The organism is Dactylosporangium aurantiacum, assembly GCF_000716715.1.
GTDB lineage: Bacteria > Actinomycetota > Actinomycetes > Mycobacteriales > Micromonosporaceae > Dactylosporangium > Dactylosporangium aurantiacum.
The window spans coordinates 348239-371577 of the sequence record NZ_JNYJ01000001.1 but is presented as its reverse complement, the minus strand read 5'-3'; the positions used below and the strand labels follow the sequence as shown (position 1 = coordinate 371577).

Here is a 23339-nt window from a genome sequence, read left to right as displayed (position 1 = left end):
CCGGCGCCTCCCCGGTACGGGCCGGCCACCGTCGCCGGGTTCAGGCGGCGACCGGCTGCGGCGTGGGCGTCCCGGCGGCCGGGCGGCGCGCCGGCAGTGCCCGGGCCAGCAGGCCGAACCCGGCGAGCAGCAGCAGCGGGCTGAGCACCGACAGCGGGCCGACCCCGACGGCGAGGAACGCCACCACGCCCAGCCCGGTCAGCACCGGCACCCACCAGCGGACCAGGCCGTCGGCGGCCGCCCCGATCGGCACCGCGATCAGCCCGAGCAGGCTCAGCGCCATCGCCGGCAGCGCCCAGCCGAAGGTGAACAGCGCGTACCCGCCCATCGCCTCGTTCATCTTCTCCGCGGTCTGCGCCGGCACCGTCAGCCGCACCGCCAGGTCGCTGTAGTCGCCGACCATCAGGCCGCTGAAGTGCATCAGCGCGAACGCGGTGACCGCGGCCGCCACGGTGGTGAACCGGCCGCCGCGCCGCATGAGCAGCAGCATCCCCGGCACGAACAGCAGCCACGCCAGGTGCAGCAGGAACGCGCTGGCCTGGGCGAGGCCCGGGTGGCGCACCGAGACCGCGATGTCCGGGGACAGGCCCGGGACGGTGAGCAGGCCCGCGCCGAACACGACCGGCGCCGCGACCAGGCAGACCCGCCCGACGGCGTCCTTGAACGCGCCGAACGTCGCCGGCTCGTCCTGCGCCGCCCGGAACCGGCCGGCCTCCCAGCCGGCGACGCCGTACGCGACGAGCATCACCACCGGCCCGGAGACGCTCACCGGCAGCGGCGAGATCGCGAACTGCAGGTACAGCACCGTGCCCAGCAGCGCCCCGGCCGCCGTCCACCAGGAGATGACCCGCGCGTAGGCGGCCGCGACCGGGGTCAGCAGCAGCGCCACCGCCCAGCCGGCCAGGCCCGGCACCTGCCAGCCCCACTGCGCCCAGCCCATCGCCTGGAACGCCTGGTCGGCACGGGCGACGTCGGCGTCGGGCATCGTCTGCTCCATGGCGAGCAGCGCCAGGTCGTACCCCATCAGCGCGGAGAACGTGACCAGCCCGAACACGATCGCGCACCACGCGATGCGGGCCAGGACCGAGCCGCGGCGCCGGATCGGCGCCAGCAGCCCGAGGAACGCGGGCGCGAACAGCAGCCACGACCAGTGCAGCAGCACCGAGTGCCACTGGGTCGCCTCCGGGTGCGCGCGGTAGACGCCGATGCCCTGCGCGTCGCCGAGGCCGGGATCGACCGCGGTGGCGACGGCGAGGAACGCGGGCGCGAGGATGAGCAGGAACTGCAGGGTGAAACGTCGCATGTGGTACCCCTCGTTCTACGGTGGAGCAGCACCGTACGGACGCGGGGGCCGGCGGGTCGCCCGTACGGGGACGGAACCGCCCTCCGCCGCGAGGTGGACGCCGCGTCATCCGTCGGACGGGCTCACCCGCGCCGGGTCAGCCTTTACGGTCAGCAGGTGAACATGAGCCGGACGGATCTCGCGCTGGCGGGCGCCTTCGTCGCGTTCGCGCTGACGGAGGAGGTGGTCGCGCACCAGCCGGGTGGCTGGTGGCCGTTCGTCCTGGCCGCGTTCGCCCCGCTGGTCGCCCTGCGCCGGGCCGCCCCGCTGGCCATCCTGCTGGCCAACTGCGTCGCCGGCCTCAAGTACTGGTATCCGCACCAGGTCGTGCCCTACCGCCTCTGGCAGCTCGCCGCCATGATCATCGCGGCGTACACGGTCGGCCGGCACGTGCCGCTGCTCGGCACCTCCGGCTGGCGCGCCCGGGCGCGCGGGGTCACCGGCCTGGCCCTGGCCGTCGCGACCGGCACCGTCTTCTGGCAGGTCGACCCGGTCGACCCGATGGGCGCGTTCTTCTTCCCGGTCGCCCCCTGGGTCCTCGGCGCCGCGTTCGCCGTGCAGCACCGGCAGAGCAGCGACGCGGCCGCGGCCCGCGCCGCGATCCGCGAGCAGCGGGTCCGGGAGGCGGTCATGGAGGAGCGCGTCCGCATCGCCCGGGAGCTGCACGACATGGTCGCCCACAGCGTCACCGTCATGGTGATCCAGGCCGGCGTGGTCCGCCGCCGCCTCGACGCGGGCCTGACCGTCGACGCGGACCTGCTGCGCAGCATCGAGTCCTCGGGCCGCGACGCCGTCGGCGAGCTGCGCCGCACCCTGGGCCTGCTGCGCGGCGACACCGGCGGGACGACCGCGGCGCCGGTCGGCCTGGACCGCCTCGACGACCTGCTCGCCCAGGTCGGCGAGGCCGGCCTGACGGTCACCCTGCGGCGGGAGGGCACCCCGGTCCCCCTCGCCCCGGCGGCGGACCTGTCGGCGTACCGGATCGTGCAGGAGGCCCTGACGAACGTGCTGAAGCACGCCGGGCCGGCGCACGTCACGGTCGGCCTGCGGTACGCCGCCGACGGCGTGCACCTGTCGGTCGTCGACTCGGGCCCGTCCGCCGGCGCGGCGGCGACCCGGGTGGCCGGGCTGGTCCCGGCCGCCGCCTTCACCTCCGACCGCGGCAACGTTCCGGCGGACCGCGGTGCCGGTGGCGGTCAGGGCCTGATCGGCATGCGGGAGCGCGCCACCCTGTTCGGCGGCGACTTCGACGCCGGCCCCCGTCCCGGCGGCGGCTTCGCCGTGCACGCCCGCCTGCCGCTGCTGGTGGCGCCGTGACCGCCGCGCCGCCGCCCACGATCAGCGTCGTGATCGCCGACGACCAGCGCATGGTCCGCGCGGGCCTGCGCATGGTCATCGAGACCGAACCCGACATGCAGGTCGTCGGCGAGGCCGGCGACGGCGTCGACGCGGTCACCCTGACCCGCCGCGTGCGCCCCGACGTCGTCCTCATGGACATCGCGATGCCCCGCCAGGACGGCCTCGCCGCGACCCGCGCCCTCCTCGCCGCCCCGCACCCTCCCCGGGTCATCGTGCTCACCACGTTCGACACCGACGACAACCTGTACGAGGCCCTCCGCGCCGGGGCCAGCGGTTTCCTGCTGAAGGTCTCCTCCCCCGAGCACCTCATCACCGCGATCCGGGTCGTCGCCGCCGGCGAGGCCCTGCTCGACCCGGCGGTCACGACCCGGGTCATCGCCTCCTACGCCGGTACCCCCGGCCCGCAGCCACCCCCGGAGCTCGCCGAGCTGACCCCACGCGAGACCGACGTCCTGCGCCTGATGGCCCGCGGCCTGTCCAACGGCGAGATCGCGGCCGCCCTGACCGTCGGCGAGGCCACGGTGAAGACCCACGTCGCCCGCGTCCTGATGAAGCTCAACCTCCGCGACCGCGTCCAGGCGGTCGTCTACGCGTACGAGTCGGGCCTGGTCCGCCCCGGCCAGTGACTCCGGGAACGGCTCGGGGTCAGGTTCGCCCGCAACTCCCGGCCGACGTCGCCGAGCGACGGACGCCTACTTGCCGGTCGACCGCTCTCGGTACTCGGCCTCCAGGTCGGACAGCAGCAGCGTACGGTCGCGCACGTAGGCCGGCTTGCCTCCCGACAACGTGAGGCGATGCATCTGGACGTAGCGTCATCATCGGCGCGAGTCGGGGTCTGGTCGACAATCCAGTACTCCGGGATACCACGCTGCGCATACCAGAGCGCCTTGTCGGTGTACTCACCGTTTTCGGCATGCTCGGAGACGATCTCGATCACCAGGCTGTAGGCGGTGCCGGGCAGATTCGCATGAGCGGCGAGCCCAGGTGGAAGTCTGGTCACCACGCCGAGGTCGGGAAGGCGGTTGTCGCGAGGACGGCCCCTGGCGCAAACAGCTGCGCCCCAACGCCGACGGCGCCCCACCCGACTGCCGGGTGGGGCGCCGCGAACCGTTGTACGGACTCAGGCCTCGACGAGCGCCATGACCTCGTCGGAGACGTCGAAGTTGGCGTACACGTTCTGCACGTCGTCGCAGTCGTCCAGGGCGTCGATGAGCTTGAAGACCTTGCGGGCGCCCTCTTCGTCCAAGGGGACCGTCACGCTGGGGACGAAGGAGGAGTCGGCCGACTCGTAGTCGATGCCGGCGTCCTGCAGGGCGGTGCGCACGGCGACGAGGTCGGTGGCCTCGCTGATGATCTCGAAGGCCTCGCCGAGGTCGTTGACCTCCTCCGCGCCGGCGTCCAGCACGGCGAGGAGCAGGTCGTCCTCGGTGAGCTCGCCGGCCTTGGGCACGATGATGACACCCTTGCGGCTGAACATGTACGACACGCTGCCCGCGTCGGCGAGACTGCCGCCGTTGCGGGTGAGCGCGACGCGGACCTCGGTCGCGGCGCGGTTGCGGTTGTCGGTGAGGCACTCGATGAGGATGGCCACGCCGTTGGGGCCGTAGCCCTCGTACATCGCGGTCTGCCAGTCGGCGCCGCCGCCGATGAGGCCGGAGCCGCGCTTGACGGCGTTGTTGATGTTGTCGTTGGGCACCGAGTTCTTCTTCGCCTTCTGGATGGCGTCGAAGAGCGTGGGGTTACCGGCGGGGTCGCCGCCGCCGGTGCGGGCGGCCACCTCGACGTTCTTGATCAGGCGGGCGAAGAGCTTGCCGCGCTTGGCGTCGATGACCGCCTTCTTGTGCTTGGTCGTCGCCCATTTTGAGTGCCCGGACATGGCCTAACCCTCCGTCGTCTGGCCCGCCTCACGCGCCATCTCCACGAAGTACCGATGGACTCGGAGGTCGCCGGTGAGCTCGGGATGGAAGGCGGTCGCGAGCAGGTGCTGCTGCCGAACCGCGACAATCCTACCGGCGGCCGAACCTGTGGACAGTCCGGCCCTTGCCGCTTCGCCGGAAGGCCCGGACCGTCCACTCACACGACCCAGCACCCGCACGTCCGGACCCACCTCCTCGACCCAGGGGGCGCGGATGAAGACCGCCGAGAACGGGCCGCCGTCGATGTCCGAAATGTCGACAGTGCCTTCGAACGAGTCGACCTGCCGGCCGAAGGCGTTGCGCCGGACCGTCATGTCGATCCCGCCGAAGGGCACCTGGTCGGCGCGGCCGTCCAGGATGCTGCCGGCGAGCATGATCATGCCGGCGCAGGATCCGTACGTGGGCATGCCGCCGCCGATCCGTTTGCGCAGCGGCTCGGTCATGCCGAACTCGATCGCCAGCTTGCTCATCGCGGTGGACTCGCCGCCGGGGATGATCAGGGCGTCGACCGAGTCCAGCTCGTCGGGGCGGCGCACCGGCCGGGCGATGACGTCCAGCTCGGCCAGGGCGTGCAGGTGCTCCCGGGTATCGCCCTGCAGGGCGAGCACACCGATGATCATGCCGGCGGTCACCAGCCGCGCTCGGCGAGGCGGTGCGGCTGCGGGATCTCCTCGACGTTGATGCCGACCATGGCCTCGCCCAGGCCGCGGGAGACCTTGGCGATGACGTCGGGGTCGTCGTGGAAGGTGACGGCCTTGACGATGGCGGCGGCGCGCTGCTCGGGGTTGCCGGACTTGAAGATGCCGGAGCCGACGAAGACGCCCTCGGCGCCGAGCTGCATCATCATCGCGGCGTCGGCCGGGGTCGCGATGCCGCCGGCGGTGAACAGCACGACCGGCAGCTTGCCCGTCTCGGCGACCTCCTTGACCAGCTCGTACGGCGCCTGCAGCTCCTTCGCGGCGACGAACAGCTCGTCCTCGGGCAGGGAGGTCAGCCGGCGGATCTCGCCGCGGATCTTGCGCATGTGGGTGGTGGCGTTGGAGACGTCGCCGGTGCCCGCCTCACCCTTGGAGCGGATCATGGCGGCGCCCTCGGTGATGCGGCGCAGGGCCTCGCCGAGGTTGGTGGCGCCGCAGACGAACGGCACGGTGAACGCCCACTTGTCGATGTGGTTGCTGTAGTCGGCCGGGGTGAGGACCTCGGACTCGTCGATGTAGTCGACGCCGAGCGCCTGCAGCACCTGGGCCTCGACGAAGTGGCCGATGCGGGCCTTCGCCATGACGGGGATCGACACGGCGGCGATGATGCCGTCGATCATGTCGGGGTCGCTCATCCGGGACACCCCGCCCTGCGCGCGGATGTCGGCCGGCACGCGCTCCAGGGCCATGACGGCGACGGCGCCGGCGTCCTCGGCGATCTTCGCCTGCTCGGGGGTGACGACGTCCATGATGACGCCGCCCTTGAGCATCTCGGCCATGCCCCGCTTGACCCGCGCGGTGCCGGTGACTGACGTGCTGGTGGTGGGCGACTCGGACACGACGGAGCACTCCTAACAGGGTGAGCGGGATTCATCTTGAGTTTACGCCGTGCGGGTGAGCACTTCCGACGTCCAATGGGAACCTCGCGGCCCACAAACCCGGATGAGGACATTCCCGGTTGAGCGGGCGCGAAACACCTGATGAACCGGAAACACGACAAACGGGACGAAGGGTCAGGGCAGTGCCGGGTCGTCGACGTCGAAGTACGCCGGGCGCGGGTGCTTGCGGGCCATCCGGAAGAGCCTGACCAGGAGCCTGCGGCGCACCGCGAGGGCGTCGCGGACCACGTCGTTGTGCACCTGCCGGGCCAGCGCCACCCGCCGGCTGACCTGCACGAGCGCCCCGAGGACCTCCTGCGGTGCGCCGTCGGGCTCCTGCCGCTCCGCCGCCGCCTCGCGCAGGTGCCTGGTCAGGTCGTTCTCGGCGACCTCGCGGTCCTCGGGGCCGGCGTCCAGCGCGATCCGCGCCGCGTACATGAGGGTGGGCAGCTGGGCCGCCTCGGCCAGGGCGACCGCCGCCACCGCCCGGCGCAGCAGGTGCGCGTCGAGCGTGGCGTAGGCCGCGACGGCCCGCGCGTGGAGCCGGTCGACGCGCGCCGCGAGCCAGGTGAGGTAGGTGGCCACCAGGACCACCACCGCCACCACCGTGATCACCCACCACACGGGCGGAAGCCTACGGGACGGGCTCCTCCACGACGGCCCCGGCGACCTCGATCGCGGTCGCGTACACCTCGAGGACACGCTCGGCGACGACGGGCCAGTCGTACGCGGCGACGACGGCGCTCGCCCGGGCGGCCAGGGCGGCCCGCCGGGCCGGGTCGTCGAGCAGGCCGGCGACGGTGGCGGCGAGGGCGGCGCTGTCGCCGATCGGGAAGAGCGCGCCGGCCCGGCCGCCGTCCAGGACCCGCCGGAACGCGTCGAGGTCGCTGGCCACGACGGTGGTGCCGGCCGACATCGCCTCGGTGAGGATCATGCCGAAGGACTCGCCGCCGGTGTTGGGCGCCACGTACAGGTCGACGCTGCGCAGCATCCGCGCCTTGTCCTCCTCGGAGACCTTGCCGAGGAAGACGACGCGGTCGCGGTACGGCGCCACCTCCGGGAAGTCGGCCATCACCTCCTCGACGTCACCCGGCCCGGCGACCAGCAGCCGCAGCCCGGGGCGGGTCGCGGCGAGGGACGCGAAGGCGCGCAGCAGGAACGGGAAGCCCTTGCGCGGCTCGGTGAAGCGGCCGAGGAAGCCCAGGGTCCCGCCGTCACCCGGCCAGCCGGGCAGCGGGGCGGCGGCGCGGTACCGCGACACCTGCACCCCGTTCGGGATCTCCCACGCGCTGCCGCCCAGGTGCTCGACCTGGACCTTGCGGGCCAGCTCGCTGACGGCGATCCGCCCGGTGATCTTCTCCAGGACCAGCTGCAGGAGCCCCTGCGCGGCGGCGAGCGCCCGGGAGCGGGTCATCGCGGTGTGGAACGTGGCGACGACCGGGCCCCGCGCCGACAGCACCGCGAGCATCGACAGGCTGGGGATGAGCGGCTCGTGCACGTGCAGCACGTCGAAGCGGCCGGCCGCCATCCAGCGCCGCACCCTGGTCGCGGAGATCAGGCCGAAGGACACCCGGGCGACGGAGCCGTTGTACGGCACGGGCACCGCCCGGCCGGCGGGCACGACGTAGGGCTGCTCGCCGCTCTCCTCGTCGCCGGGCGCCAGGACGCTGACGTGGTGGCCGAGGGCGATCAGCGTCTCGGCCAGGTCGCGGACGTGGTTCTGCACGCCGCCGGGGACGTCGAAGGAGTACGGGCAGACGATCCCGATGCGCAACTGGGCCCTCCTCACACCGGGGCGCTGCTGGTGACGGGGGTGTCGATCCAGAGCCGTTGCAGCATGTGCCAGTCCTGCGGGTTGCGGGCGATGCCCTCGGCGAGGACGTCGGCGATGCGCTGGGTGAGCAGTCTGACCCGCACGTCGAGCGCCCCCTCCTGCGGCGCCGGCAGCGGGATCGGCCCTTCGAGGCGGCCGGCGGCCGCATCCGCATCGAACCACATCGACACCACGTACAGCGGGGCGCCGGTGCGCAGGGCGAGCAGTGCCGGGCCGGCCGGCATCTTGGTCCGGCCGCCGAAGAAGCTGACCTCGACGCCCCGGGCGGTCAGGTCCCGGTCGGCGAGCAGCGGCACCACGTACCCGGCCCGCAGCCGCTCCTCCAGCACGTCGAACGCGGGCCGGTCACCGCCGCTCGTCGGCAGGATCTCCATACCCAACGAGCGCCGGAAATGCAGGAAGCGCCGGTAGACACTCTCGGGTTTGAGCCGCTCGGCGACGGTCACGATCGGCCAGCCCTTGGCCGCGACCCACGCGCCGGCGGCGTCCCAGTTGCCGGCGTGCGGCAGGGCGATGACCGCGCCGGTGCCGGCGGCGACGTCCCGGGCGAGCAGCTCCTCGCGCTCCAGCCGGAACCTCGTGAGGTGCTCGGCCCTGGGGCGGCCCGGCAGGCGGAACGCCTCCAGGTAGTAGCGGGCGTAGGAGCGCAGCCCGCGCTCGACCAGGTCGGCGAGCTCGGCGTCCGACGGCCCGGCGCCGACGACCCGCCGCAGGTTGGACGCGAGCGTCACGGTGCCCTTGCCGCCCTTGCCGCGACGGTACCGCCGGGAGCCGTACGCCGCCGCCGCGGCGAAGCACGGCCAGACGAGGGACCGGGGCAGTTTCGGGATGAGGGTGAACGCGGCGCCGTAGCCGAGCTCGGCCAGGTTCACGGAGCGACCCGGTCGCCGTCGGCGGCAGCCGCGGTGCCGGAGGCGGCCGCGAGGTCGCGGGCCTGCCGGTACACGTGCGACATCCGCTGCCACACCGTGATCACCGACAGCAGCACGAGCAGCCACAGGGCCGCCTCCATGCCGTGGCGGACGCCGAGGCCGAACAGCAGGCCGCCGACGCCGACGAGGATGAGCCGCTCGGTGCGCTCGGCCAGCCCGACGTTGGCGGTCATGCCCAGACCCTCCGCGCGGGCCTTCACGTACGACACGACCTGCCCCGTGAGCAGGCACAGCAGCGCCGCGGCGCACTCGCGCAGCTGGCCCTGGGAGGCGAACCAGTAGGCGACGGAGCCGAAGATGGCGCCGTCGGAGACCCGGTCCATGCTGGAGTCCAGCAGGGCGCCGAACTTGTTGCTGACCCCGAGCTGGCGGGCCATGGACCCGTCCAGCATGTCGGTCAGGCAGCTCACGGTGACGATGACGAGCGCGATGACCATGTGGCCGCGCGTGGCGAAGCCGACGCTGCCGATGAGCACGCCGATCGTGCCGGCGACGGTCACCGCGTTGGGGGTCACCCCGGCGCGCAGCAGCGCGGCCGCGACGGGGTTGACGACGCGGGCCAGTCCGGCCTTGCTGACTACGCTGAGGATCTTCGCCATGGCGCTCCCACGATAACGGCGCCGGAGCTTGGCCGATACCTGCGCGTGGGCCTGCTCACGGTGCTTGAGTAAACGGTATGGCGTCGGTGGGGTCGAAGGGCTCTTGTGTCGGTGATGGTTCGGGTGTGGGATCGGTGAACAGGTCGTGACTGTGAGACTGCTCACAGCAGGCAGGACGGGAGGCGCGTGATGGCGCAGAAGGTCCAGGAGAAGGGTGTCGCCGGCCCGGTGCCGGCGGTTGATGACCCCGGCAGGGTACGCAACGTGGTCCTCGTCGGGCATTCCGGGGCCGGCAAGACGACCCTCGTGGAGGCGCTGCTCGCGGCGACCGGCACGATCGGGCGGGCCGGCTCGGTGACCGACGGCACCACGGTCACCGACCACGACCCGGCGGCGGTGCGGCAGCAGCGGTCGGTGACGCTGTCCTGCGCCCCGCTGGCGCACGACGGCACGAAGATCAACCTGCTCGACACCCCCGGCTACGCCGACTTCGTCGGGGAGCTGCGCGCCGGCCTGCGGGCCGCCGACGCGGCGCTGTTCGTGGTGTCGTCGGTGGACGGCGTGGACGCGGCCACCGCCGCGCTGTGGGAGGAGTGCGCCGCCGTCGGGATGCCCCGGGCGGTCGCCGTCACCCGCCTGGACCACCCGCGCGCCGACTTCCAGGACACCGTCGAGCACTGCCAGGACGTCTTCGGCGACAACGTGCTGCCGCTGTACCTGCCGATGCTCGGCGACGACGGCTCGACGGTGGAGGGGCTGATCGGCCTGATCACCCACCGGATCTTCGACTACTCCGCGGGCTACCCGCCGGTGGTGCGCGACCCCGAGCCGCAGCACCTGCCGGCGATCGAGGAGGCGCACAACAGCCTCCTCGAGGGCATCATCGCCGAGAGCGAGGACGAGACGCTCATGGAGCGGTACGTCAGCGGCGAGGTGATCGAGACCTCGGTCATCATCGAGGACCTGGAGAAGGCCGTCGCCCGGGGCACGTTCTACCCCGTCGTGCCCGTCTGCGCGCAGACCGGCCTCGGCATCGACGCCCTCCTCGAGGTGCTGACCAGCGGGTTCCCGTCGCCCCTGGAGCACGTCGTGCCGCCCGTCACCGACGTCGCCGGCAACCCGCACGCCCCGCTGCGGTGCGACCCGGCCGGCCCGCTCATCGCCGAGGTGGTGAAGACGACGATCGACCCGTACGTCGGCCGCGTCTCCCTCGTGCGGGTGTTCTCCGGCACGCTGCGCCCCGACCAGCCGGTGCACATCTCCGGGCACGGCATGGCCGAGCGCGGCCACCCGGACCACGACGCCGACGAGCGCTTCGCGCACCTGTTCTCCCCGCTCGGCGCGACCCTGCGCGAGGTGCCGTACGCGGTCGCCGGCGACATCGTCGCGATCACCAAGTCCACCACGGCCGAGACCGGCGACACGATCTCCGGCAAGGACGACCCGATGCTCATGGCGCCCTGGGTGATGCCGGAGCCGCTGCTGCCGATCGCGATCGTCGCCCGGACCCGCTCCGACGAGGACGCCCTGGCCAAGAACCTGGGCCGGCTCGTCGCCGGCGACCCGACGCTGCGGCTGGAGCGCAACGCCGAGACCCACCAGCTGGTGCTGTGGTGCATGGGCGAGGCGCACGCCGACGTGGTGCTGGACCGGCTGCGCGCCGGCGGCGTCGACCTGGACACCGAGCCGGTGCGGGTGGCGCTGCGCGAGACGTTCGCCGCGCCCAGCCAGGGCCACGGCCGGCACGTCAAGCAGTCCGGCGGCCACGGGCAGTACGCGGTCTGCGACATCACCGTCGAGCCGCTGCCGCGCGGCACCGGCTTCGAGTTCGTCGACAAGATCGTCGGTGGGGTCGTGCCGCACAACTACATCCCGTCAGTGGAGAAGGGCGTCCGACACCAGATGGAGCGCGGTGTCGTCGCCGGGTACCCGGTCGTCGACGTGCGCGTCACCCTGGTCGACGGCAAGGCGCACTCGGTCGACTCCTCCGACGCGGCGTTCCAGACGGCGGGCGCACTCGCCCTGCGCGAGGCGGCCGAGCTGGGCCAGACGACGCTGCTCGAGCCGATCGACGAGGTCACCATCCGCGTGCCGGACGAGTTCGTCGGCGCCGTCATGAGCGACCTGTCCGGCCGGCGCGGCCGGGTGCTGGGCAACGAGCCGGACCCGGCCGGGCACGAGCGGACCCTGGTGCGCGCCGAGGTCCCCGCCACCGAGCTGGTCCGGTACGCGGTCGAGCTGCGGGCCATGACGTCGGGCTCCGGCACGTTCAGCCGGGTCTTCGCCCGGCACGACCCGATGCCGTCACACCTGGCGGACGCGGTGAAGAAGGAGCACGCCGCGTCGCGCTGACGCGCCGCTCACGGGTGTGGCTGGAGCTCCCGGTCCAGCCACACCCGGTCGCGCAGCTCGATCCCGTCGACCATGATCCCGGCCGGGTACCCGGACGCCGGGGTGAACGCGTCCCGCTCGACGCTGCGGAACCGGAACCCCTGCCGCTGGTAGAAGCGCAGGTTGCCGACGTCGGCGGCGCCGGTCGCGACGAGCACCACCCGGCGGCCCTCGGCCGTGGCACGGCCCACCGCGGCCCGGACCAGCGCCGCGCCGATCCCCTGCCCGCGCCGGTCCTCGACCACCGCCATGTTCTTGATCTCCGCGCTGTCCGGGTCGGCGCCGGCGACGAGCTGCAGGTGCCCGACCGGGCGCCCGCCGTCCCACGCGACCAGGACCGCGCCGTCGCCCAGATACCCGTCCAGCTCGACCGCCGAGTCCTCGGCCAGTTCGAACAGCCACCGGATGCCGGCCCGGTCGCCGCGGTACTCCTCCACTCGCACGACGCCCACCTTCGCAGGCCCGCCTACACTGCGCGGCATGATTTTCTCGCGGGGCAGGAAACAGGACCCGGTCGTGGAGTTCTGGGCCTGGTGGCCGACGATCCGTCCCGCGGTCACCGCGGCCATCGCCACCGGCGGGTTCGAGCCGCTGACCCCGCAGATCAGCAAGCGGGTCGCGGCCATCCACAAGGACCTGACCTGGGAGTTCAGCAAGGGCCGGGCGGCCAGCCACGCGCTGGTCGTCTCCCCCGGCGGCAACCCGGCGCTGCGCGCCGTCGCGGCCCGCTGGGGTGCCCTCGCCCCGGCGTCGGACCCGGAGTGGGAGTTCCACACCGCCCGCCAGCCCGACCCCGACACGCTGTCGGCGACGATCGAGATCGCCGGCGCGCGGCTCGACCTGGGACTGCTGCGCTTCGCGTTCAGCGCCGACGAGCACTCCGCCGCGATCGACGTCATCGGGTACCACCCGATGTTCCGCAAGCTGCCGGAGCCGGTCCGCGGCCAGATCATCTTCCTCGCCCTGGACTGGCTGCTCGGTGAGGAGGGCGTCGAGCTGTGGGTCGGTGGGGTCGACATCAGCGCCGACGAGCCCGCCGGCGCCCGGGACCCGCAGGAGCTCGCCGCCGCCGTCGACGCGCTGCGCGAGCAGTACCGCGAGCCGACCTGGGTGGTGTTCACGGCCGAGGCCGGCGGCGCCCCGCTGACCGGGATGGCGCAGCGGCCGCTGCGGGCGGTGCGCTGGCCGCGGTTCGACACGCACGTCGCGCTCACCCTGCCGTACGAGGCGGACCCCGGCACCGGCCTGCCGACCGGGGACGCCCTCGACGCGCTGCGGGCGTTCGAGGACGGCCCGCTGGAAATGGCGCTGCACGGCGACGGTGAGCTGGTCGCCCAGGAGACCACGGCGGGGCGGCGCACCCTGCACTGCTACGTCGACGGCGAGTCCACCGCCGCCGAGGACCTGAAGGCGGCCGCGGCCGGCTGGGCGGGCGGCCGGGGCAGGGCCAGGCAGCGCCACGACCCGGCGTTCCAGGCGGTGGCGCACCTGTCGTGACCCTCGACCGTCACCGCGGTCGCGCGGTCACTCCCAGACGGACGCGAGGAGCTTGCGGGTGTCGCCGAGCAGCTGCGGCAGGACCTTGGTGCGGCCGACGACGGGCATGAAGTTGGTGTCGCCGCCCCACCGCGGCACGATGTGCTGGTGCAGGTGCGCGGCGATGCCGGCGCCGGCGACCGAGCCCTGGTTCATGCCGAGGTTGAAGCCGTGCGCGCCGCTGGCCCGGCGGATCACCCGCATCGCGGTCTGCGTGAACGTCGCCAGCTCCACCGTCTCCTCGGCGGTCAGGTCGGTGTAGTCGGCGACGTGCCGGTACGGGCAGACCATCAGGTGACCCGGGTTGTACGGGTACAGGTTGAGCACCGCGAACACCAGCGCACCCCGGGCGACGACGAGGCTGTCCTCGTCCGGCAGGCCGGGTGCCCGGCAGAACGGGCACCCGGTCGGCTCGTCGTGGTCGCCGGCCCGGTCCTCCTTGATGTAGGCCATCCGGTGTGGCGTCCACAGCCGTTCAAGGTCGTCCGGGGTGCCGGTCACGCCGCCTCCTCGCTCCCTGTGGGGTACCCGGTCACGCCGCGGTGGGGCCCACGTTGGTGCGGGACCGCACGACGTCCACCACGTGCGCGACGGCCTCGTCGAGGGCGACGCCGTTGCGCTGCGAGCCGTCGCGGTAGCGGAACGACACGGTGCCGCCGCTGACGTCGTCGTCGCCGGCGATCGCCATGAACGGGATCTTCTGCTGCTGCGCGGTGCGGATCTTCTTCTGCATCCGCTCGTCGGAGGCGTCGACCTCGACCCGGATGCCTTCCCGGCGCAGCCGGGCGGCGAACTCGGCGAGGTAGTCGGCGTGGTCGCCGCGCACCGGGATGCCGACGACCTGCACCGGGGCGAGCCACGCCGGGAACGCGCCCGCGTAGTGCTCGGTGAGCACGCCGAAGAACCGCTCGATCGAGCCGAACAGCGCCCGGTGGATCATCACCGGCTGCTGCCGGGTGCCGTCGGAGGCCTGGTACTCCAGCGCGAAGCGCTTCGGCTGGTTGAAGTCCACCTGGATGGTGGACATCTGCCAGGTCCGGCCGATCGCGTCGCGGGCCTGCACCGAGATCTTCGGGCCGTAGAAGGCGGCGCCGCCCGGGTCCGGCACGAGCTCCAGCCCCGACTCGACGGCGGCGGCCCGCAGCGCCTCGGTGGCCTCCTCCCATTCGGCCGCCTCGCCGATGAACTTCGGCGAGTCGTCGCGGGTGGACAGCTCCAGGTAGAAGTCGTCGAGACCGTAGTCGCGCAGCAGGTCGAGCACGAACTGCAGCAGCCCGCGCAGCTCGCCCGGCATCTGCTCCTTGGTGCAGTAGATGTGCGAGTCGTCCTGGGTCAGGCCCCGGACCCGGGTGAGGCCGTGCACGACGCCGGACTTCTCGTAGCGGTACACGGTGCCGAACTCGAACATGCGCAGCGGCAGCTCACGGTAGGACCGGCCGCGGGCCCGGAACACGAGGTTGTGCATCGGGCAGTTCATCGCCTTCAGGTAGTACTCCGCGCCCTCCATCTCCATCGGCGGGAACATGGTGTCGGCGTAGTACGGCAGGTGACCCGACGTCTGGAACAGGTGCGCCTTGCTGATGTGCGGCGTGTTCACGAACTCGTAGCCGGCCTGCTCGTGCCGCTGGCGGGAGTAGCTCTCCATCTCCCGGCGGATGATGCCGCCCTTGGGGTGGAAGACCGCGAGGCCGGAGCCGATCTCCTCGGGGAAGCTGAACAGGTCCAGGTCGGCGCCGAGCTTGCGGTGGTCGCGGCGGGCCGCCTCCTCCAGGAGCTTCTGGTACTCCTTGAGCGCGTCACGGGTCGGCCAGGCGGTGCCGTAGACCCGCTGCAGCTGCGGGTTCTTCTCCGAGCCGCGCCAGTAGGCGGCGGCGGTGCGGGTGAGCTTGAACGCCTGGATGAGCCGGGTCGTCGGCAGGTGCGGGCCCCGGCACAGGTCGGACCAGCAGACCTTGTCGGACTGGGCGTCGAGGTTGTCGTAGATCGTCAGCTCGCCGCCGCCGACCTCCATCACCTCGCTGGTGTCGACGTCGCTCTTGACGTCGACCAGCTCCAGCTTGAACGGCTCGTCCGCCAGCTCGGCCTTGGCCTGCTCCACCGACTCGAACCGCCGCCGCCGGAACCGCTGCCCCGACTTGATGATCTCCTGCATCCGCTTCTCGAGCTTGTCCAGGTCCTCGGGGTGGAACGCCTTGTCGACCTGGAAGTCGTAGTAGAAGCCGTGCTCGATCGGCGGCCCGATGCCGAGCTTCGCCTCCGGGTACAGGTCCTGCACCGCCTGGGCGAGCACGTGCGCGGTCGAGTGGCGCAGCACGTTGAGCCCGTCCGGCGAGGACAGGTCGACGGCCTCGACCTCGGTGTCCTGCTCCGGCGTCCAGTCCAGGTCGCGCAGCCGGCCACCGGCCTCACGGACCACGACGATCGCCTTCGGTCCGCTGGTCGGCAGCCCGGCCTCGGCGACCGCGGCGGCGGCGGTCGTGCCGGCCGTGACCACGAGGGTATTCGAGCGCACTGTGGACACGGTCTGCTCCCAAGCGTGAAGAGGTCTGATTCCCCCGAACTCTATCCGCCGCGCCGCCGGGGGGCGCAGAACACCCCGCCCGCCGCGACGCCCCGCGCCGCCGGGCCGTCCGGGTCCGCGCCCCCGCGCCACGGTGGCCGGGGGCGGCACGGGGTCACCGCAGGCCGGCGAAGACGCCGCCGGCGACCGCGGCGCCGACCAGCGCGCCGACGACGACCTGCGGCACGGTGTGGTCCTTGAGCGCCACCCTCGACCAGCCGACCGCGGCGACCAGCGGGGCGGTGGCGGCCAGCGGCCAGCCGTACACGAGCACCAGGATGACCAGGGCACCCGCGGCGACCGCGGTGTGGATCGACATCTTCCACCAGTGGTTGACCACGGCGGCGACGACGAGCCCGACCCCGCCGGCGACCACGGCGGCCAGCAGCTCGCGCTGCGCGTGCAGGCCGAGCAGCACCACGAACCCGACGGTGACCGAGGCGAGCCCGACCAGCAGCGGCCCCCGCCGCTGCCGGTGGTCGCCGACGTGGTGGTCGGTCAGGTCGCCGCGGCGCACGCCGCGCAGGATGTACAGGAACGGCAGCACGCTCTCGAACAGCGCGGCGACCACCCCGAGCAGCAGCCCCCGCGCCACGCTCGGCGCGCCGTGCACCGCCAGCAGCACGAGCAGCACCGACACCAGCACCGCCGGGGCGAGCAGCTCGGTGACGGCTCGGGCGAGGCGCTGGGTGATCACCGCAGTACGGTACCCGCGCCGGTCCCGGCCGGCGCGGCGCGGCCACGCCGGCACCCCTGGCACAGGCAGAGGCGCCGGCCGATGCACTCCCCCGTACGAGCACATCGGCCGGCTGCCCGTCTCAGCCGGTCAGCGCTTCCAGAACGCGCCCCGGCTCGTCGGCGGCCGGTGGCCGGCGCCGGCCCCCGCGTCGAGCTCGGCCAGGACCTCCCGCCACAGCTCGTCGAGGGGCCGGGCGGCGATCGCCGCCGGGGTGAGCCGCTCGGCGAGGGCCCGCAGGACCCCGATGCCGAGCACCGTCAGCCGCGACCCGAGGTCCTCGAGCAGCTCGCGGCGCTCGAAGTCGGGCCGGTCCTCGGCCTCGCGCAGCCGCCGCGCCTCGCCGGCCGCGAGCTCGCGCAGCTCCGCCGCGTCGGCCCGCTGCCGCTCCGCCTCCACCGACGGCTGCTCCGCCGGTGCCTGCGGCCGGACGGCCCCCTTGCCGCGCAGCGCCCGCGTGGTGCCGCCGCCACCTGGCCGGAACACGGAGCCCACCGACCGGCGCTGCGGCTGCGGGGCACCGGTCACCGGCGCGGCCGGCATCGGCGGCGGCATCATCGGCGGCGCGGGTGCCGGCGCCGACGGCATGGGCGGCATCATCGGCGGCGGCCCGCCCGCCGCGGTGCTGCTGTACATCGGGGCGGCGGCCGGCGCGGCATACGGCATCGACGTCGGGTGCAGCGGCGGCGGGGGCACCGCCACCGGCAGCTCCCAGCCGGCCGGCAGGTCGACGGGCTGGACCACCTGGCGCGGCTCGCCGCCCTCGGTGACGACCCGCTTGTCGACCGCGACATACGCGGTGAACCGGCACAGCACCTGGAACCGCAGCGAGATCCCGGTGATCCGCCGCTCGAGCTCGTCGCCGCCGGCGAGGCCGGAGACGTAGGCGTCCTCCAGGTCGCGCAGCAGCGCCCGGGCCCAGATCGCGGTCAGCGCGGGGTTGTCGTGCCGGGCCGCGGTGACCGTGCTCGACCAGGGGGTGCCGTCGCGCATGGTGCCGGCGACGGTGAGCGTGCCCTCACCCGCGCCGCGGTAGCGCCCGGTGACGACGAACGGCACGCCCGGGAACACGTCGGGCAGCCGGGCCGGCGCCCGGGTGTCGTCGATCAGGTCGAGGCCCTCGGCGGTGACGGTGACGCCGCTGGCGACGGGTGCGCCGATGCGCCGGTGGATGCGGTCCATCGCCTCGTCGAGGCGGTCCTCGCTCTCGACCAGCTCGCAGCGGCCGCCGCCGGCGATCGCGAGCCGGCCGAGGAACCCGGCGTTGACGGCCTGGTCGATGCCGACGGTGTGCACCCGCACCCCGCGCAGCGCGGTGGAGACGGTGCGCAGGATCTGGTCCTCGTTGCCGACCTGGCCGTCGGTGACGAGCACGATGACCCGGTCACGGCCGGCGGCCCCCGCGCCCTCCTCCGCGCCCTCCTCCGCGCCGGTCGCCGCGCCGGTCGCCGCGCCGGTCGCCGCGCCGGTCGCCGCGCCGGTCGCCGGGCCGGTCGCCGGGCCGGTCGCCGGCTCGAGCAGCTTCAACGCGTCGATGAGCGGCTGGAGCAGCTCGGTGCCGCCGCGGGCGTCGACCCGCGCCAGGTGCTCCACGGCGCGGAACCGGTGCCGGTCGGTGCCGTCGGCGAGGCCGGACGGCAGCGACGCGGGCGTCTCCACCCGGTCGTCGAACGCGAGGACGGCGAACCGGTCGTCGACGGTGAGCGTGTCGACGATGCGCGCGGCGGCGCGGCGCGCGGCGACCATCTTCCAGCCGCCCATGCTGCCGGAGCGGTCCAGCAGCAGCACCACGTCCTTGGGCTTCGGCGGCGCCTGCGTCCGCGGCGGCAGCACGGTCAGCCGGTAGGTGCCCTCATCGCCGGTGGCGTCGGGGACCAGCGCCAGGCCGGCCTCGCCGGGGCCGTAGGCGAGGCGGAGCACGAAGTCGCGGTCGGCCCGCTCGCCCGGCAGCACCGACACGGTCTGCCCGGTCCGCCGCACCGTGTGCAGGCTGGAGCGGACCTCGCCGAGCGGTAGCCCGCCCGGGTCGATGTCGACCTCGATGCTCAGCCGCAGCGGGTTGGGGAACCCGGGCAGCAGCACCGGCGGCGTGATGCGCGACGCGTCGGGCACGGCGTCGGTGTCCAGGGCGTGCCCGACCCCGACACTGTCACCGTCGAGGGCGCTGCCGGGGATGTAGCGGGGGGCGACGACGAGCGGGAACCGGAACGTGGCCTCGCCGTCCTCGAACGACAGCGGCCCGGCCAGTGACAGTGCCACGCTGACCCGCTCGCCGGGCAGGATGTTGCCGACCCGCATGGTGAACACGTCGGGCCGCTCCTCCTCGGCGATCGAGGCGCGCCGGCCGGCGGCGACGGCCCGGTCGTAGGTCTCCCGGGCGGCGCCGCGCTCCTGCAGCTCCGCCTCGACGACCCGCCCGTCGGCGGTCATCGCCATGCGGGTGACCGCGGCGCGGTCGGGCAGCGGGAAGACATAGGTCGCCTCGAGGGGCTCGTCGTGGACGTTGACGAACTCCTGGGTGAGGTCGATCCGCGCGACCAGCCCGGTGATGGCGGTGCGGACGTCGATCCGGTCGAGCGGCAGGTTGCCCCGCTCGGTGCGCAGCGCGCCGAGACCGGCGTCGTCCTTCGGTGCGGCGACCCGCAGGGCCTCCGCCTCGCTCATGGTGGCGACTCTCATTGCACACTCCCTCGCTCGGGGCTCGGATCGCGCTGCGGCTGCCGCGTCGCTGCACGCGTCAGCCCTCGCTCCGCCAGCAGGTCCAGCAGCGGCTGGGCGGCCGCCTGGATCGCGGCCACGTCGTCGGGTCCAGGCGTGCCGGGCAGCAGCAGCGTCACGTCACCGCCCAGCGGCACCCCGCTGAGCAGTGCGGGCGGTGGCGCCGGTGGTGGTGTGTGCGGTGCGGGCGGCTCGGTCCAGAACCTGGTGCGGGTCCGTTCGTGCCGGGGCAGGTCGGCGATCTCCCACAGGACGTCGTCGGGTGCCTCGGCGAGCTCGATCTGAATGTCGGCGATCCGCCGGCCCTCCGACTGGCGGCGTTTGATCGCCACCAGCTGCGCGAGGTGTCGCGGACCGTACAGCGCGGTGCGCCCCCGCATGGTCGGGCGGTCGACGAGACCGATCGTCGCATACCACCGGATGGCACGGGCGTCGGGAACGTCGCGCACCCGTCCGTTGGGTGCGCCCGCGTAGGCGGTGCCCTCGAGCGCGGCGGCAACCCGTGCCGTCAGCTCGTCGAGCGTCCATCCTGTCGCGGTCACCCCGCAATCATGACACTGTCACATGACACTGTCAACAAAGCGGGGCAGCCGCACCTCGGCCCGCACCCCGGGCCGCGCGTCGAGCAGCCGCACCGTGCCGCCGTGCCGGCGGACCAGCTCCCGCACGATCGCCAGGCCCAGGCCAGTGCCGCCGGCGTCGCGGGCCCGACCGTCGTCGAGGCGGGTGAACCGGTCGAAGACCCGCTCACGCAGCGGGCCCGGGATGCCCTCCCCGTCGTCGGTGACCGTGACCACGACCTCCTGCCGCTGCGACTCGGCCTGCAGCACGACCCGGCTGCGGGCGTGCCGCACCGCGTTGTCGACGAGGTTGAGCACGACCCTGATCAGCGCGTCCTGCTCGCCCTCCACCCACAGCGACTCCCCGGCCGGCTCGACGGTGACGCTCGGGTACCGCTTCGCCAGGTTGGTCAGCAGGCTCTGCATCTCCACCGGCTCGCGCGCCACCCGCCGGCCGTCGCGCTCGTCGGCCCGGGCCAGCAGCAACAGGTCGTCGACCAGCCGCTGCAGCCGGTCGAGGTCGGTGAGCAGGTCGTCACCGACGGCCTGCCAGTCGCCGAGCTTCTGCGCCACCTCGACCTGGATGCGCATGCTGGCTAGGGGGCTGCGCAGCTCGTGCGCGGCGTCGGCGATGAACGAGCGCTGCCTGGCCCGGGTCGTGGCGAGCCGGTCCAGCATGTGGTTGAGCGTCACCGCGAGGCGCTGGATCTCGTCGCTGGACGGCGGCACCGGCAGCCGCTCGTCGGTGGCCGCGCCGGTGATCCGCTCCGCGGACGCGCTGAGCCGGTCGACGGGCGCCAGGGCCTGGCCGACGACCCGCCAGGCGATCGCGACCAGGATCGCCACCAGGGCCGGGTACGTCACCCACAGCGAGGTGCGCAGCAGCTCCAGGCTGCGGTTGTAGTCCCCGAGCGGCACCGCGACGACCACGAACCGCCCGTCCTCGACCTGCCGGACCGTCACCCGCAGCGGGTCCGGCTGCAGCGCGCGGTCGCCGGGCACGGTGATGCGCCCGTGCCGCGCCCTGGCGATCTCGTCCTCGTGCAGCAGCGGCACGAGGAGGTCGGCGTTGCGGTCGCCGGCGACGACCCGGTGCTGCTGATCGAGGACCTGCACGACCTGCCCGGCCGGGGCCGGCAGCGGCGACGGCAGGGTCTGGCCCTCCTGCAGCAGCGCCGCGATCTCGCCGGCGGTCGTGTCGGCGGAGCGGTCCAGGGTCCCGCGGAAGCTGTACCGCATCGCCGTGGCCATCGCCACCCCGGCGATCGCCAGCCCGACGACCAGCCCGCTCGTGCCGAGCAGGACCAGCCTGCCCCGCAACGACAACCGCGACCACCAGGTCATGCTTCCTCCGCTCCGCCGCGCCGCGGGCCGTTCATGCTTCCTGCGCGCCGCGGGCCGTTCATGCCGAACGCAGCCGGTAGCCGGCGCCGCGGACCGTCTCCAGCACGTCGCGCCCGAGCTTGCGCCGCAGGTAGCCGACGTACACCTCGACCGCGTTCGGCGCCGTGTCGATGCTCGCGTCCCACACGTGGTCGAGCAGCTCCGTCTTGGACACCACCTGTCCCGGGCGGCGCATCAGGTACTCCAGCAGCGCGTACTCCCGGGCGGTCAGCACGATCTCCTCGCCGCCGCTGGTGACCCGCCGCCGCGCCGGGTCGAGGGTCAGCTCACCCACGGTCAGCACGCTCGGCCGCTCCGGCGCGCCCCGGCGCAGCAGCGCCCGGAGCCGGGCGACCAGCACCACATAGGAGAACGGCTTGGTCAGGTAGTCGTCGGCGCCGCAGTCGAGGCCGTCGGCCTGGTCGTACTCGCCGTCCTTCGCCGAGAGCATGAGCACCGGCACCCAGTTCTTCTCCGCCCGCAACGCCGACACCACCCGGTACCCGGACAGGCCGGGCAGCATGATGTCCAGGATCACCGCGTCGTAGCCGCCGTGTCTGGCCAGCTCAAGGCCCGTCGGCCCGTCGCCGGCCACGTCCACGGCGAAGCCCTCCGCCTGCAGGCCGCGCTGCAGCGCGCCCGCCATCCGAATCTCGTCCTCAACCACCAGCAGCCGCACGGGCACCAGCGTGGCACGCTGTGCTGTGGGAACGCACAGGCGGTCTCAGCGATGTCACAGCCGACCCCGAGCACCATGGTCGGCAGGAGGTGTACCCAATGTCGAAGTTCACGTCACGACCTGTCCTACGGTGGGCGGTGCCCGCGCTCGCCGCGGTCACGGTGGTAGGTGCGGGCGTGGCCGCAAAGACCCTCGCCGTCGCCGCCGAGCCGGACCTGCCGCCGCGCACCGCCGCGCAGCTGCTGGTCGACCTGCAGACCGCACAGCTGGACGGCCTGTCCGGCACGGTCGTGGAGCGCGCCGACCTGGGCCTGCCGGCCCTGCCCGCCCTGCTGGGCGGACAGAGCTCGGAGCTCACGTCGCTCGTGTCGGGCAAGCACACCCTGCGCGTGTGGTACTCGGGCCCGGACAAGGCCCGCGTGTCGCTGCTGGGCACGCAGGGGCAGAGCGACATCATCCACAACGGCGCCGACACCTGGACCTGGAACAGCAAGTCCGGCACGGCGCAGCACCACAGGAGCACCGGCGAGGACCCGGCGGGCAAGGGCCCGGCCGCGGTCCCGAGCGAGCTGCCGAAGAGCCCGCAGGAAGCGGCCGACCTCGCCCTCAAGGCGATCGACCCGACCACGCAGGTCTCGATCGGCAACTCGGCGAAGATCGCCGGCCGCAACGCGTACGAGCTCGTCCTGCGCCCGCGTGACACCGCGTCGCTCATCGGCCAGATCCGGCTGGCGATCGACGCGCAGGAGAAGCTGCCGCTGCGCGTCCAGGTCCTGGCGAAGGGCGACGCCAACCCGGCGTTCGAGGTGGCGTTCACGCAGGTGAGCTTCGCCCGCCCGGACGATTCCCAGTTCGTGTTCAACCCGCCGGCCGGCACCAAGGTCGAGGAGGCGGACCCGGCGAAGGCCGAGGGCGCCGCGGGCGAGCAGCAGCACGCGACCGGCGCGGAGCCCAAGCGCGCGGTCATCGGCACCGGCTGGACGTCGGTCCTGGTCATGCGCACGGGGCAGCCCGCGCAGGCGACCACGGACCCGGCGGAGGCCAAGCAGGTCCAGGACGCCATCGACCAGCTCCCGCTGGGCAACGGCGGCCGCACGTTCAACAGCAAGCTGTTCAGCGTGCTGATCACCGACGACGGCCGGGTCCTGGCCGGCGCGGTGAGCCCGGAGCGCCTGTCGCAGGTGGCCGCCGACCCGGCAGCCGCCCTCAAGTAAGGCG

The 23339-nt window shown here is 73.6% G+C and carries 21 protein-coding genes and 1 pseudogene; 5 read left to right on the top strand and 17 right to left on the bottom strand.

Going from position 1 to position 23339, the window contains the following annotated elements:
• Window positions 1-40: 40 nt before the first annotated feature.
• Window positions 41-1303, bottom strand: coding sequence for a hypothetical protein (locus tag OP18_RS01695; RefSeq protein ID WP_033356795.1), 1263 nt, complete (start codon window positions 1301-1303; stop codon window positions 41-43).
• Window positions 1304-1465: 162 nt separating this feature from the next.
• Here OP18_RS01695 and OP18_RS51940 point away from each other — a divergent pair, with 162 nt between their 5' ends.
• The gene (locus OP18_RS51940; protein WP_052386066.1) at window positions 1466-2659 is read left to right on the top strand and encodes a sensor histidine kinase; all 1194 of its coding nucleotides are present in this window, start codon (window positions 1466-1468) and stop codon (window positions 2657-2659) included.
• A complete protein-coding gene (locus OP18_RS01685) occupies window positions 2656-3327 on the top strand; it encodes a response regulator (RefSeq protein ID WP_033356794.1) in 672 nt (223 codons plus the stop codon). The genes OP18_RS51940 and OP18_RS01685 overlap by 4 nt, the downstream gene beginning before the upstream one ends.
• A gap of 269 nt (window positions 3328-3596) precedes the next feature.
• Here OP18_RS01685 and OP18_RS62435 read toward each other — a convergent pair.
• From OP18_RS62435 to pgsA, 8 genes and pseudogenes are all read right to left on the bottom strand, one after another.
• Window positions 3597-3701 (bottom strand): annotated as a pseudogene (locus OP18_RS62435) (Uma2 family endonuclease); the annotation flags it as partial.
• Between the two features lie 120 nt (window positions 3702-3821).
• Window positions 3822-4577 (bottom strand): YebC/PmpR family DNA-binding transcriptional regulator, encoded by a 756-nt coding sequence (locus OP18_RS01680; protein ID WP_033356793.1) that lies wholly within the window; start codon window positions 4575-4577, stop codon window positions 3822-3824.
• A 3-nt stretch (window positions 4578-4580) separates the two neighbouring features.
• A complete protein-coding gene (gene pdxT / locus OP18_RS01675; protein ID WP_033357015.1) occupies window positions 4581-5237 on the bottom strand; it encodes a pyridoxal 5'-phosphate synthase glutaminase subunit PdxT in 657 nt (218 codons plus the stop codon).
• A gap of 8 nt (window positions 5238-5245) precedes the next feature.
• Window positions 5246-6154, bottom strand: coding sequence for a pyridoxal 5'-phosphate synthase lyase subunit PdxS (gene pdxS / locus OP18_RS01670; RefSeq protein WP_033356792.1), 909 nt, complete (start codon window positions 6152-6154; stop codon window positions 5246-5248).
• 174 nt (window positions 6155-6328) lie between these two features.
• Window positions 6329-6817 carry a hypothetical protein gene (locus OP18_RS01665; RefSeq protein WP_033356791.1) on the bottom strand — a complete coding sequence of 163 codons (489 nt, stop codon included), beginning with the start codon at window positions 6815-6817 and terminating at the stop codon, window positions 6329-6331.
• Window positions 6818-6827: 10 nt separating this feature from the next.
• Complete coding sequence (locus tag OP18_RS01660) at window positions 6828-7967, bottom strand: glycosyltransferase family 4 protein (RefSeq protein ID WP_033356790.1); 1140 nt, start codon at window positions 7965-7967, stop codon at window positions 6828-6830.
• A gap of 11 nt (window positions 7968-7978) precedes the next feature.
• Window positions 7979-8899, bottom strand: a complete 921-nt coding sequence (locus OP18_RS01655; RefSeq protein WP_033356789.1) for a phosphatidylinositol mannoside acyltransferase — start codon at window positions 8897-8899, stop codon at window positions 7979-7981.
• The gene (pgsA, locus tag OP18_RS01650; protein ID WP_052386065.1) at window positions 8896-9558 is read right to left on the bottom strand and encodes a phosphatidylinositol phosphate synthase; all 663 of its coding nucleotides are present in this window, start codon (window positions 9556-9558) and stop codon (window positions 8896-8898) included. Before pgsA ends, OP18_RS01655 begins: the two co-directional genes overlap by 4 nt.
• Window positions 9559-9747: 189 nt before the next feature.
• On the opposite strand from pgsA, the gene OP18_RS01645 reads away from it, so the two are divergent.
• The gene (locus OP18_RS01645; RefSeq protein WP_033356788.1) at window positions 9748-11910 is read left to right on the top strand and encodes an elongation factor G-like protein EF-G2; all 2163 of its coding nucleotides are present in this window, start codon (window positions 9748-9750) and stop codon (window positions 11908-11910) included.
• A gap of 8 nt (window positions 11911-11918) precedes the next feature.
• Here the strand turns inward: OP18_RS01645 and OP18_RS59440 are convergent, their stop codons facing one another.
• Window positions 11919-12392 (bottom strand): GNAT family N-acetyltransferase, encoded by a 474-nt coding sequence (locus OP18_RS59440; RefSeq protein ID WP_033356787.1) that lies wholly within the window; start codon window positions 12390-12392, stop codon window positions 11919-11921.
• A 37-nt stretch (window positions 12393-12429) separates the two neighbouring features.
• Between OP18_RS59440 and OP18_RS59435 the strand changes: the two genes are divergently transcribed.
• Window positions 12430-13446, top strand: a complete 1017-nt coding sequence (locus tag OP18_RS59435) for a hypothetical protein (RefSeq protein WP_211273403.1) — start codon at window positions 12430-12432, stop codon at window positions 13444-13446.
• A gap of 27 nt (window positions 13447-13473) precedes the next feature.
• Here the strand turns inward: OP18_RS59435 and OP18_RS01630 are convergent, their stop codons facing one another.
• The 7 genes from OP18_RS01630 to OP18_RS01600 all read right to left on the bottom strand — a co-directional run bounded on the left by OP18_RS01630 (window position 13474) and on the right by OP18_RS01600 (window position 22121).
• A complete protein-coding gene (locus OP18_RS01630) occupies window positions 13474-13938 on the bottom strand; it encodes an HIT family protein (protein WP_081970202.1) in 465 nt (154 codons plus the stop codon).
• 79 nt (window positions 13939-14017) lie between these two features.
• Window positions 14018-15997 carry a threonine--tRNA ligase gene (thrS, locus tag OP18_RS01625; protein ID WP_389249430.1) on the bottom strand — a complete coding sequence of 660 codons (1980 nt, stop codon included), beginning with the start codon at window positions 15995-15997 and terminating at the stop codon, window positions 14018-14020.
• A 163-nt stretch (window positions 15998-16160) separates the two neighbouring features.
• Window positions 16161-16742 carry a phosphatase PAP2 family protein gene (locus OP18_RS01620; protein ID WP_033356784.1) on the bottom strand — a complete coding sequence of 194 codons (582 nt, stop codon included), beginning with the start codon at window positions 16740-16742 and terminating at the stop codon, window positions 16161-16163.
• Window positions 16743-16871: 129 nt separating this feature from the next.
• Complete coding sequence (locus OP18_RS01615) at window positions 16872-19460, bottom strand: VIT domain-containing protein (protein ID WP_043787141.1); 2589 nt, start codon at window positions 19458-19460, stop codon at window positions 16872-16874.
• On the bottom strand, window positions 19457-20041 hold the full coding sequence (locus OP18_RS01610; protein ID WP_063745400.1) for a MerR family transcriptional regulator: 585 nt from the start codon (window positions 20039-20041) through the stop codon (window positions 19457-19459). The genes OP18_RS01615 and OP18_RS01610 overlap by 4 nt, the downstream gene beginning before the upstream one ends.
• An 18-nt stretch (window positions 20042-20059) precedes the next feature.
• Complete coding sequence (locus OP18_RS01605) at window positions 20060-21403, bottom strand: sensor histidine kinase (protein ID WP_033356783.1); 1344 nt, start codon at window positions 21401-21403, stop codon at window positions 20060-20062.
• Between the two features lie 58 nt (window positions 21404-21461).
• The gene (locus tag OP18_RS01600) at window positions 21462-22121 is read right to left on the bottom strand and encodes a response regulator transcription factor (protein ID WP_033356782.1); all 660 of its coding nucleotides are present in this window, start codon (window positions 22119-22121) and stop codon (window positions 21462-21464) included.
• Window positions 22122-22219: 98 nt separating this feature from the next.
• Between OP18_RS01600 and OP18_RS01595 the strand changes: the two genes are divergently transcribed.
• A complete protein-coding gene (locus OP18_RS01595) occupies window positions 22220-23335 on the top strand; it encodes a LolA family protein (RefSeq protein WP_033356781.1) in 1116 nt (371 codons plus the stop codon).
• The last annotated feature ends 4 nt before the right edge of the window (window positions 23336-23339 follow it).